This is a genomic window from Helicobacter canis, from assembly GCF_008693005.1.
Classification (GTDB): Bacteria; Campylobacterota; Campylobacteria; order Campylobacterales; family Helicobacteraceae; genus Helicobacter_B; species Helicobacter_B canis.
This window is the reverse complement of record NZ_VXKE01000004.1, coordinates 37835-50165: the sequence shown is the minus strand read 5'-3', so window position 1 is coordinate 50165 and position 12331 is coordinate 37835. Positions and strand designations below refer to the sequence as shown.

The 12331-nt window shown below is 46.3% G+C and carries 6 protein-coding genes; 5 read left to right on the top strand and 1 reads right to left on the bottom strand.

Going from position 1 to position 12331, the window contains the following annotated elements:
• Positions 1-104: 104 nt before the first annotated feature.
• Positions 105-440, top strand: coding sequence for a hypothetical protein (locus tag F4V45_RS09275; protein WP_170235112.1), 336 nt, complete (start codon positions 105-107; stop codon positions 438-440).
• Between the two features lie 80 nt (positions 441-520).
• On the opposite strand, the gene F4V45_RS01370 is transcribed toward F4V45_RS09275, so the two are convergent.
• On the bottom strand, positions 521-712 hold the full coding sequence (locus F4V45_RS01370) for a hypothetical protein (protein WP_150336730.1): 192 nt from the start codon (positions 710-712) through the stop codon (positions 521-523).
• A gap of 319 nt (positions 713-1031) precedes the next feature.
• Here F4V45_RS01370 and F4V45_RS01365 point away from each other — a divergent pair, with 319 nt between their 5' ends.
• From F4V45_RS01365 to F4V45_RS01350, 4 genes are all read left to right on the top strand, one after another.
• Complete coding sequence (locus F4V45_RS01365) at positions 1032-2078, top strand: reverse transcriptase domain-containing protein (protein WP_150336729.1); 1047 nt, start codon at positions 1032-1034, stop codon at positions 2076-2078.
• Positions 2079-2133: 55 nt separating this feature from the next.
• Complete coding sequence (locus tag F4V45_RS01360) at positions 2134-2526, top strand: DUF1353 domain-containing protein (protein WP_150336728.1); 393 nt, start codon at positions 2134-2136, stop codon at positions 2524-2526.
• The gene (locus tag F4V45_RS01355; RefSeq protein ID WP_150336727.1) at positions 2526-4628 is read left to right on the top strand and encodes a divalent metal cation transporter; all 2103 of its coding nucleotides are present in this window, start codon (positions 2526-2528) and stop codon (positions 4626-4628) included. Before F4V45_RS01360 ends, F4V45_RS01355 begins: the two co-directional genes overlap by 1 nt.
• A gap of 222 nt (positions 4629-4850) precedes the next feature.
• The gene (locus tag F4V45_RS01350) at positions 4851-12308 is read left to right on the top strand and encodes an LPD3 domain-containing protein (protein ID WP_150336726.1); all 7458 of its coding nucleotides are present in this window, start codon (positions 4851-4853) and stop codon (positions 12306-12308) included.
• The last annotated feature ends 23 nt before the right edge of the window (positions 12309-12331 follow it).

The following is a 12331-nucleotide window of genomic DNA, read 5'->3' as shown; positions in this document are numbered from 1 at the left end:
TCGGCTCCCGCCCTTGTTTCAAAGACCCTACCTAAAGGCTGCGTGCAAGCGCGAGCGAGCACGCCCACGCAGAGATTCAGCTTTGGGTAATCATAGCAGTGATTTTGTGGATTTTGGGACAACCGCAGACCCCAAGTCTAGCTCTGCCCCAAAATCCACAAAAAGCACCACTAGCAACACCGCAAATCTTAGAATCTTTTTTTGATAAAACCCTGCAAAGGATTCTAGGATTTTGCGATGATTTTCTAAAGAAACCTGCTGCGCTGCGCTTGCACCGCTTCGCTGGTTTTGGGGGCTTTCAAGCGGTGGGCGCAGGGATTTACCTAGTCGGTAATGAGCAAGCCCACCGCGCAGAATCCACCAAAAGCGCGCAAAGCCGAATCCACCTTAACGGCTGTCTTGTAAGCAGCCGTAGGCTTAAAAGAGCAGCGGCAGCCTGAACAACTCCGCCCACGCGGGCGTTTTGTGCTGGAATGGTAATAATGCCTTTTCTAACGCGAATTGGAACATCGGCTCCCGCCTATTTCTTAAAGGATTCGGCTTTTTCTAAAGAAACTTCGCTGCGCTTGTTTTGCGACTTTTGCGCGAGCGTCAAAAAAGCCCTGCGGTCATTACCACTCAAGGTAACTCCCTTGTGCTTTTTCTCGCAACGCACAAAATTCATCAAAAATCCTAGAATCCAGCGGCTTGTTGAGAAACTTACCTCTGTCATTGCGAGCCTTGCTTGCAAGGCGCGGCAATCCAAAATAAAAACTTTACTCTTTTAAGCCTTGAGCGATAAATGCGCGACTTTTTAAAAGTCGCCACGCCAAAACGAAAAGAAAGCCCCCAAAGAGCGCAAGCTCGGGCAAGTGGCTAGTAGGCTTCAAGCTCGAACACTACGGGGAGAAAAGAAACAATATTTTATAAGAAACAACAATCTCTCGGCTTGCGCGCAAGACGCAAGCCAGCTTTAGGAGCGTAGGGCGGCTCTGCTGCCCAAGCGGTGAAAAGCGACTTTTGCGCTTGCGCAAAGATAAGGAAGCGCGACAATGAAAAGATATAAAAACTTATACACACAAATCATAAGCCTAGAGAATATCAACCAAGCCATAGACAAGGCAGCACGCGGCAAAAAGCACAGAAAAAGCGTGCAAAAAGTGCTACAAAATAGAGCCTACTATGCCAAAAGTGTGCAGCAGCGACTCTTAGGGCAAAAGCCACTGCTAGAGCCCACCACGCGCAAAATCAAGCACGAAAATGGCAAAGACAGAGAGCTAGAGATCGCCCCCTTTTATCCCAACCAAATCGCCCACCACGCCTGCGCCAACATCATCGAGCCACTACTACTAAAAAGCCTAAGCACACAGAGTGCCGCCTGTATCAAGGGGCGCGGGGTGGATTATACCCTTAAACGCGCGAAGCGATATGCTAGAATCTATACGCACTACTTGCAAGTGGATATTAGAAAATTTTATGCCAATATCGATAGAGAGCTTTTGCTAGCGCAAATCTCGCGCAAGATCGCAGACAAGCAAGCCCTAGAGCTGCTGCACGCACTCCTACACAGCCCACAACCCAAAGGCTTAAGCCTAGGGAGCTACTTAAGCGCGATTTTGGGGAATTTCTACCTAAGAGAGCTAGACTACCCAGCGTGCAAAGGTGTGAAAGTTTTGCGCTATGCTGATGACATCGTAGCTTTTAGCAACTCAAAGCAGGCTTTGTGGCAGCATTTTCACACCCTGCAAGCAAAGACCCAAGCCCTAGGGCTAGAGCTGCACAAAATCAAGCTAAAGCCAATCGCACAAGGGCTAGACTTTTTGGGCGTGAAGCTCTATGCAGATTTTGCCCTGCTGCGTGCTAGAAATGCCAGAAAGATCAAAGCCCTAGCAAAGATCAAGCGCGTAGGGGGCAAAGAGTTTGCAAGGATTTTTAGCTTTTATGGATTCTACCAAAGAGCTTGCTGCTTCAATCTCTTTAGCAAAGTCTTTAGAAAGCTTAAGCCAAAGATCAAAGCCTACTGCAAGAAATCACGCATAGCCTACCCACTAAAAGGGCTATGCTTTTACCGCCGTGAGCCTAGGCTTTTTCACTTTTAGCTACCCCTTTTTTGTCGCGGCTCTTTAGTGCATACTTTGGCAAAAAGGAGCAACGATGAAAGACAAGCAAAAAGAGCTAGCGAGATTTACAGAGCCTATAAGGGCGGAGTTTAGCAACGATGGTAAGAGTTTGACACTTTTGCAAGGCTTTTTCTACTACCGCAAAGGCGCACAAGAGAGCCGCGTAGAAGTCCCAGCAGGCTTTATTAGCGATGGCTTTAGCAACTTTGGACTGCATTTTATCGTCAAACGCTACGGCAGAGGACTAAAATGCGCGATTTTGCACGACTATCTATGCGAGCAAGCCCACGCGGGCAAAATCTCGCGCAAAGAGTGCGATGAGATATTTTTAGAAGCAATGCTAGAGACTAGGAGCTTTAGCCCCTTTAAAGCACGCGTGATTTATCTAGGCGTTAGAATCTATGCAAAGTGTAAGGGCTATAAGTAGTGGAGCGATTCTGGGGGCTTTTTGATGGGAGCAAGTTTTATAGACTAAGGGCGAAGTATAGAAGCGAGCTTTTTGACAAAGCTAGTGCGATCGTGCTTAAAGCCGATATTGTGATAGATTTAGAAACTAGCGATAGAGTGCTACCCCTAAGCCCTAGCGATAGACACACCATAGCCACTGCCAAAGACTGGCTAAAAACACTTGAGAAGCACTACCTAGCAGGCACGCTAGGGGAGCTATGGACAGCAGGCGAGCAGATCTACCTACACCGCAAGGGACTACGCTACTTCACAGACACTTTGGCAGAGCATAAAGCACGCTTTGAGAGCAACTACGCTATGGATCTAGTAAGTGGGGCGCAAATAGCTTCCTGGGTGGCGGAGTTTGTCATAGGCATAGCACTTAACGCACTCACTGGGCTGCCTGTTTGGGTAGCAGTGCTTACAAGCGCGCTAGCCACGATCACAACAATGCTCGTCCAAATCCAAAGCATAGGTAACACCGCCGCCGAGCAATCACTCACCTACATCACCTACACCCAAAGCGTGCAAGCCACCCACGCCCAAAGCCGCCTGCAAACCCTAGGGGGCAGAAAGGCTCTACAAGAGGGCGCACTTGAGATCTACCAAGGCTATAGCAACTATGCCAACGGATTCCGCTACAAAAACTACAGCGCAGGCAGTGAGACCTACCAGCCAAGCCAGCCCTACACCCCAAGCCACCTACAAACCAAGCCCGAGCCAAGCCAGCAGGACCAGAATCTAAAGCAGCTTGATGAGCAAACCCAAGGGCGAGCGCACTACGATCTAGCAGGGAATGAAGGCTTTATGCAAAAGATCAGCCCACACACCCCCCAAGCCCAAGCCAAAGAGCCAGAAAACGACCTAGCCTACCGCCAAAACACCCTAAACAACAACTCCCAAGACCTGCGCAAAGTCCTTAGCGAGCTAGCTATCTACCTAGGCAGCACGGAGCAATACAGCTCTAGCGACTACCTCCAAGCAGTCTATGACTTCAACTTCAACCTAAAAGAGGAGCAGTTCCACACCTACGCACAAAGCCGCGATTTCCTAGCCCAAAACCGCCGCTATAACCACGCTTTACGAGCAAGCGAGCTAGCCTACTCAAAGCACCTAGCCAAAAAAGCCGCGCACAAAGACAGCCAAGCTTTGGAGAATCCTTACAGCTCTTTACACCCCCAAACCCCAAGCGACCAAAATTCACGCCCACAACCCCCTAGCAAAATCCAAGAAAACATCATCAAACTAGAGCTAGAATCTAGCCTAAAAGCCCAAGGGCTAGATGATGAGCAAGTATCCCAGCTAGTTTGGGGGAGCGAGCAGGAGAGCGAGCAGCAGCAAGACGCCAGAGAGCAAGCCTACAAGCAAGCCAAAATCAAACACCTTAAAGCCCTAGATTCTACCAAAGCCACCAAGGCTATCAAGGCTTATGATTTGCTTATAAACTATGCGACATATATCGCTATGAATGATCGAACCTACAAAAAAAATATAGCTACCAAGCTCCAAAATCTCTACACACAAGGCTATAGCGAGTTTTTAGCACACCAAGTGCTAGCAGAGCAGGGCGAGACTTTACACGCTAGCGACTTTAACACGCGCGAAGTTTGGGCGCAGATGAAAGAGAGCCTTTGTGGTAGTGATGTGTTTGTGTATAAAAATGGAGAAATGAAGCGAGAGCATTTAGCCTGTAATGCTGGATTTTGGAGCGATATTGGGAAATTTTGGTGCGAGCACCACATAAGACGCACGCCAAAGCTCCCACGCCCAAGCTCCCACGAGTGCGCACGCTACTTCTACCACCAAGACACACTCCCCTACGCAAAAGCCCAAGAGCTAGCCTTGAGCTGGCACGAGATTTTACGCTGGCAAAGTGGGGGCGATAGCGACCCATACCAAACCCTAGAGCTAGGAAACTTAGACCACGGGCGACTAGGAGGCACTAGCGACCCTTATAGCATACGATTTAACCCAAACCTAGATAAAGACCTAGAAAGCTACTTGCAAGACGCACCTATAGGGGAGTTTTTTTCTAGCGCACTAGCCCAAGAGATTAAAAAGCTAGAATCTAGTGCGAAATAGTGGATTGCCACGCGGATAAATCCGCTCGCAATGACAAAGCCGAATATTTTTAACCAAAAGCAACTTTTACTAAGCAAATAACCACAAACGCGACAAACACAAAAAGCACGATTTTTATAGATTCTGGCATTTTACCCCTTTTATAAATGCCTAGATTCTAGCATATTTGCACGCATAAAGTAGATTCTATGGATTGCCACGCCTTGCCCTGCAAGGCTCGCAATGACAAAGGGTAAAAAAATGGCTAGTATCAACCTTGAAAAGGTAAAAACTCTCTATGGCAACAGCACAGACCTACAAGGGCAGTTTGTAGATTACCTGCGCAATGTCGAGAGCGAGCTAGACTTTAGCAAGTTTGAAGGACTTGATGATCAAGCAATTTTTACAAACCTTATGGAGAGCGGGCAAAAAGAGATCAAAGTCAATCCTAACAACCCAGCAAAACCCCTAAACTACCGACCACGCCGCGAGCAGACCTACAGAGAGCTAAAAGCCCTTGATGATGAGCTAAAAAACCAGCCCTTTTACAAAGATCTAGCAATGCGAGCCACGCAAGTGCTCGACCAAATCAACCCCACACCATTCCGCCAAAAAGAGCTAGAAACACGCCGCCACAAAGCCCAAGAGATCCTAAACCACCTTAAAAGATCAGGCGTTACAAGCGAGCAATTTGCTAAAGAGTATGGAGACTCGCCGTTTTTACGCGAAGCTTACTTTGAAAACCAAGATATTTTTAGCAATATTTTTGACCTAAGCCACGATGCAAGCGCGGCACTCTTTGGCGGCAAAAACGCGCAGGCTAAGGCTTATGACTTCGAGCTAGAATCTTACAACACCTATAAAACCCTAGCGCAAAGAAAGCTAGATAACCCTAGCAACTACTACAAGCTCACCCCGCAAGAGCGCGAGATCATAGAGCAGCGCGTGGGCGCGATTAGCTCTTGGTTGAGAAATAACAGCGACAAAGAGCTAGTAGATTACTACCTAGACCGAGAAAACGCCAAAGAAAGTGCTAGCAACTTTGTCTCCGCGCAAAAACGCCTAGAAAATGTCAATAGTAACGAGCAGTTCCTAGGACTTATCAGCGCACTAAAACACGGCAAAGAGTTTGACAAAAAGCAAAAAGCGATGATTGATGACTATGCCATAGTGGCAAAGGAGCTAGGCTTTGACACCCTAGCCTACAACAAAACGGGGCTTTACTTCATCAAAGATGAGAAAGCCTACAAAGTCGAGCAAGGACTATGGGACGAGATTAAAGGCGTGTTTAAAGACAACATAGGCAGCCTAGCAGGGGCGATCGCAGGGGCGGAGTATGGCTATAAAAAGGGTAAGCTTAAAGGTATGATAGCCTATGGCGCGGCGGGGGCGTTTGGCGGGGGGGTTACAGACTCGATGATCGCAGATGTGCTAGCAAATAAAAAGATAGATCTAGCCCAAGCTTTACTACACGGCGCACAAGAGGGCGCACTCAATATCGCAGCAGATGCCGTGCTTAAAGTCGCAGGCACAGCGATCAAAACCCTAAACCCAGAGAAGCTTAAAAATATCGCAGGCACAGCGATCGACTACACCCCCGTGCTAGGCTTTATCTCCCGCGCCCACGATGGCAACAAAGCCGCCGCGCAAAAGCTCATCAACACCACCCTGCCAAAAGAAGTCCAAGCAGAGCTAAAAGAGCTAGAATCCATTTTTGGCGCGGAGGTGCAAATCGGCACGACCAAGACAAGCCAAGCACAAAGCGCACTCAACTCCCTAGAATCCAAGCTAGGAAGTGATAGCTACATAGTCAAGGGCGCGAAATCGCTTTATGATACCTTTGCCTTTACTTCACAAAAGCAAGCGCAAAAGGACTTTATACGAGCGATCCGCGCTGATGAGAGCGGGAATCTAAGCGCGTTTTTAAGCGAAGCGGCAAACGCTAGCCCTGTGATACAGAAAAATCTTTTGAACATTTTAGACCAAACAAGCCAGAAGCTAGCACACCAGCTAGAGCGATTTGAGCTAGCACCAAACACGATCAAAGATGTCTTTAACAACTTTGAAAAAGGCACAAAAGATTCTTATAAGCAAGCCATAGAGGACATCTTGCAAGGGGTTTATGATGATAGCTACCGCGTAGTTTTGAAGCGCGATGAGCCAAACACGCCAGAGCACTTAGAGCTAGGCGAAGTGAGTAAGTTTAACACCCAAAGCTTTGAGGGCTTTAAGCAAAAGCTGCTAGATTCAGGGGTTATGGTAGAGGATAGCGCGAAGTTTTTGCACTTTGTAGAATCGAGCATTTACAACCCCAAGGGCGTAACCTTTGAGAGCCTAAACAACGCGCTTAAAACGATTAACGCCTACCACAAGCAAGCCACCGACCCAAACTTTAGAAGCTTTGTCAAAGACGCGGTAAATGGCTTTATCAAGCGCGATATACAAGCAGGCATAGAAGCGATTTTTGCGCAAAACAAAGCACTCTACAACGATGCGCGCACACTTTTTGACACAGCCCTAAGCGACTATGCCAAGATGAAAGAGACCCTAAAGCTAGTCGATAAGCTCAAAGTGCGTGATAGAGCCAAGAGCTATGAGCAAGTGGCAAACTCTCTTAGCCGATTTTTCCTAGCGCAAGGCGATAGTATCCCAAACTTTGAAGCCCTGCTAGGCTCTCTACCAAAGAGCGCACGCGAGCAAGTGGAGCTAAAGCTGCTCCAAGATATGCTAGAGATAAGCCTAGTGCGCTATGGAGAGAGCAGTGCGCTAGACTCTAGCGCGTTTTTTAAGCGGCTAGATCCTTTGAAAGCGCACTTCCAAAGCAAGAGTGCGCAGGACTTTATCGCCATAGCCCAAGATTTTCACACACTTTTCCGCAATGATGCCAAGATTTTAAGCTCGCTAGCCCCTACCACGACAGAGAAAATGGGCAGCTCTATCGCCACCACACTGGAGGGCGCGATAAAGTTTCAAGCGATAAAAGCTCTCTTTGCCAATGTCGTGCGACTTTTACCACATATTCCCTTTGCCAAAGGATTGAATGAAAAGGTGCAGGGCGCAGCACTAAGATTTCACCTAAAAAAGGCACTAGATTCTAGCCTAAGTGTCGGGGAGTTTAAACTAGAGCTGCAAGCGCGAGCGATCAAAGGCGACTTCACAAACGCTACACGCGAGCAGATCGCTAAGATTTTGGGGCAGGTCGATAGCGCACAAGAGAGCCTAGAGAGAGCCATAACGCCAAGCACGACACCAAAGACGCTAGACTCCAGCCTAAAAACAAGCGAGATAAAACAAGAGCTTTTACAACGATTAGAGCCGATTTTAAATAAGCCTTTGACAAACGCACAAGGCGTGCAAGCTTATATAAACCACGCTTCGATAGATAAAATGCTAAGCGATAAAGCCATAGCAAAAAGCGTAGAAAATGGATTTAGCAAGCAAGAGCATTTAGAAGCAGTGGGAGATATAGAGAGACTCTTTAGCATATCACAAGAAGCCGCGACACATAACCACAAAGGCGACAATCCAAGCGTGATAATCCACAGACTAAACGCACCTTTTAACAATGCAAACGCACTCATCACAACAAAAGAAAGCCTAGATAAAGATAAAAACAGGATTTATAGTGTAGAGTTAGAATTAACCCCCCGCTTCAACACTCCTGCGCGCCCGACAGACACAGAAGCTAGCAAGGGCAGCTCAAGCTCACTAAATGGACAAGGCGGGCAAGACTCGCCGACTATTACTAAAGCTGATAACGGCAATTCTACCACACTATCCCCCATAGAGCAAGCCCAAGCGCAAAAGCAAGCCACGCAAGAAGCCCAAGAAGCAGCCCAAGCAGCCCAAGCCGCCAAATATGAAGCCACCGCCCAAGCGATTAAAGATAAAAACGACCAAATCCAAAGACTAAAAGACAGCCGCGCAGGCAAGAGCGAAATGGAAAGGGAAGTAACACTAGGGCAGCCCATAGCGATGAAGCACACAGAGAACCCCCCCACCAGCATAGCCACTGATGATAATAATATCTACCAGCTAGACTTTGTAATCGTCAAAGCTCGCGATGTCAAGCCCAACTTCAACGCCGATGGACTCCAGCCACGCACACAAAAAGAGCATAAAACCATAGAATCCATAGCGCAAAACTTTAAGCCAGAGATGGTGCTAGGGCGAGGCGGCTATAAAGATCTCCCCATAATCGCAAAAGATGGGCAAGTCATCACAGGCAACCACCGCGTGCAAGGCTTTAAAGACTTTAGCCCAGAGAGCCGCGCCGCGTATGAAAAGGCGATAAAAGAGCGCTTCAATATCGAGCTAGCCAGCGATGAACTACTACTACGAACCCCAAGCGATGATCTAAGCATAAAAGAGCTTTTAAGCATAGCCTACAACTCCAACAAAGAAGACATTAAAAACTTGGGCGACCATATTTACAGCGTGCTAGGGCGATACGCGCCAAACTTTGCCAAGCTCCCACGCCAGCTAGAATCCACTAGCGTGCAAGAGCTAAAGAGCAAAATCGCTAGAATCCTAGATCCTAGCCCCTACCCCAACGAAAACGATGCCAACTTAGCCCTACTAGCAAACACCATAAAAGCCGATAAAAACGCCAATATCACCGAAATGCTTAACGCCTTTAGTAAGCTTGACAAAGAGGACGCAGCTAGGACGCTAAACACCTTTACCGACACCGCAGGGCTATGGCATATCCTAAGCAATAACGCCGTAGAGTATGGGCTAAAGCAGCTTGACTTGCGCCCCTACTTGCTCGGCGCGATGTATAAAAGTGCCACAAGCCAGCACACCACGCGAGCGGCAAACTTTAAAGAGCTTAACGCGCAGATTAAGCATATTTTAGACACGACAGACGCTAGTGGTATCAATATGATGCTAGAGATAATGCCAAACACTTATGATAATTTAATAGCCGATTTACTAGGGGCGAGCTTGGCGCGATTTATGCGGCTTGAGAATCCTAGCAGTAATCTCTATGAAGCACTAAAGGGAGCAAATCACGGCATAAGAGAGCAGCTAGCCCCTAGACTAGACTTTGAGATAGGCTTCACGGCGGGGAGAAATATCGAGCAAGCCGACATTTTTGACTTTATCGAATATATGATCCGCGAAGGAGATAAGGGCAAAGAAGTCGCAGAAGCAGTGGAGCTGCTACCAAAACTACGAGAGAAATATAATGCTTTCAAAGCTAGCACACCACCGCCAAACACCCCTACACCACCGACACCACCCACACCACCAAAGAACACGCTAGAATCCCAAGCAGGCAAAGAAGCCAGCACAGAAGCACCAAGCACACCAACCCCAGCACAGACCCCAGCGCAAAAGGTGGATTCTAGTGTAGATATGCCCAAAAAATCCCAACGAGAGCAAGTAAAGCAACAGCTACAAAGTATTAAAAACATAGACATAACCCATAAAAGTGGCATAGTAGCAAGACTAAGCAGCACAGGCATTGATAAAATGCTAAGCGATAAGGCGATACAAAAAAGCGTAAATAATGGATTCACTAAAGAACAGCATTTTAACGCAGTGGCAAATATAGAAAATCTCTTTAAAAATAGCGATTTTCTACGCACTGAAGCCCCCAAAAATCAAAGCGCAGACATCGTAGGCATACATAGATACATAAACAGCCAAGACTTGCAAGACCAAAACGCCCAAGCACTTATAACACTAAAAGAAAGTGTAGAAAATGGAAATAGGATTTATAGTGTAGAGTTGGAAGGATTAGCCCACCCCAGCAGCGTAGATCGTAGCCCAAAATCTAAAGGGGTGGAGAACTCTCATCACGATGATGCAGGAGCTACCAAAGCCGCTCGGCTATTTGAGAATCCTAGCGACATTATACCACAACCCACGCAATCTCCAGCGCAAAAAGGGCTTTTTGATGAAGTGGATTCTAGCCTAGCCTACACTGATACAAAAGGACACACCCACCAAATCCCCACCGACATCGCACAGCAGTGGCTAGAGACCTTTGGGCTTAAAGACTTGCAAGAATCCTACACACCACAATTTAGCGAGCAAGTAGCACAAGCCTTAGAGCCGATTTTGCAAGGGGAGCAAATAAGTTTAAGCGCAAATAGTTTGGTGAAGCTTATGCAACGAGACAGGCTAGAGTTTTTGCCCTATATCAAAGAGACTTTAGAAGCACCCAACGCAGTGGTAAAGCAAGTCGATGGCGCGATAATTTTTGCCAAAGATTTTAGAGATGAAAAGCTAGGGAAGTTTTTTGCCAGCGTGAGTAAAAACGATCAAGGACAGTGGATAATCTCTAGCAACGCGCCAAAGAATCTCAATAATTTACACAATAAAATTAAAGAGGGCGGAGAAGTGTTATACAGCGACTTGCCCGAGCTTCCAATAATCGCTAAGCCCGATTTAACCGCTAAAGCGTTGAATAGCGAAGCAAATCAAGACGACATTATACCACAAACACCGCAAGAAATCATAAAACAAGCAAAAGAGCAAGGCAAAAGTGTAAAAGAAACAGCAGAAAATAACACAAATGCGTGGCAAAAAGAATTTATAGAAAAAATAAAAAATGATGAGTCAGGTGAGATTTTAGGACATTATACACAGGGCGAGGCTTTGGTGATAGAGAGAAAAATAAATGATAAGGATTTAGACCTTATAAGCATCACCAAAGGAGAGAATGGGGAACTTTTTACAACATATTTAGGTAAATTTATTACACGACAAGAAGCACAGAAACGAAAAAGCTTTCTGGATAATGGATTTAAAGGTAAAGAAAAAGAGCTTTTAGAATTTTTAGAAAAAGAGCCTGTGAATATAGGGAGCGAAAGAATAGCTTTTATTCCAACCTTAGACAAATTTTTTGGCATATCATCTTTTAATGGGGAATACTTCACAGAGTTTTTTATACACAAGCATTTTGCAGATAGCAAAGAGCCTTTTACAAGTATGAGCTTAGGTCAAAGGAAACTAGAGGTAGCAAAGGATAATTTAGGTCGCTATATTGACAAACTTTTTAAAGACAATGGACACCCTTTTGGTTTTTTGATAAATAATAAAAAAACGCTGCAGCGTTTAGCTAAAGATAAAGAATTATATAAGGTTAAAAATAAGGGAGCGATAGAAACTTTACTTGTCGCAAAAATGGGGCATATACAAGGCGCATTCCACCGCAAAGAGCTGGGGGATATTGATTTAGTCTGGGGAGATTCTAGCAAGGGGCTAGAGCATATTATAGAACGCAGAATGCAAGATTTTATCAATCAAGGAATGAGCCGCGAGCAAGCAGAGCGAGCAGTAAAAGACCTTTTAGACAAAATACCGCAGATTTTAGAGGGACAAATCTACAAGGATAGTGCGGATAAAGTGGAGATAATCACAGATAAATACACGCTAGTCATAGGCAAGAGAGATGAAAGGAAGTTTATCATTACCGAGCTTATTGATCGGCGAAATGGAAAGAGAATGGAAGCTATGCAGACGCGAGTCGGTGATAGCTTTACAGATGAGCCGCTAGCAAAATCGCCTCCCTCATCAAACCGCAGCGATTCTACCACAAAAACATTTAACCAAGCTGACATAAAGCTAGAATCTTTAGACGACTTTGCAAGCTATGCAAGGCTCGCAGGCTTTGAGAATCTTAGCCCACAAGAGCTAGAGAGTGCGCACAAGCACATACTCACAAACCTAGAGAAGCTTAGGTGCTAGGCTTTACCCCCACCATTGACCTT

What these genes read in the sequence shown, in the direction of transcription:
- F4V45_RS01370 (WP_150336730.1), bottom strand. Translation starts at nt 712, where the DNA reads ATGACAGAGGTAAGTTTCTCAACAAGCCGCTGGATTCTAGGATTTTTG.
- F4V45_RS01365 (WP_150336729.1), top strand. Translation starts at nt 1,032, where the DNA reads ATGAAAAGATATAAAAACTTATACACACAAATCATAAGCCTAGAGAAT.
- F4V45_RS01360 (WP_150336728.1), top strand. Translation starts at nt 2,134, where the DNA reads ATGAAAGACAAGCAAAAAGAGCTAGCGAGATTTACAGAGCCTATAAGG.
- F4V45_RS01350 (WP_150336726.1), top strand. Translation starts at nt 4,851, where the DNA reads ATGACAAAGGGTAAAAAAATGGCTAGTATCAACCTTGAAAAGGTAAAA.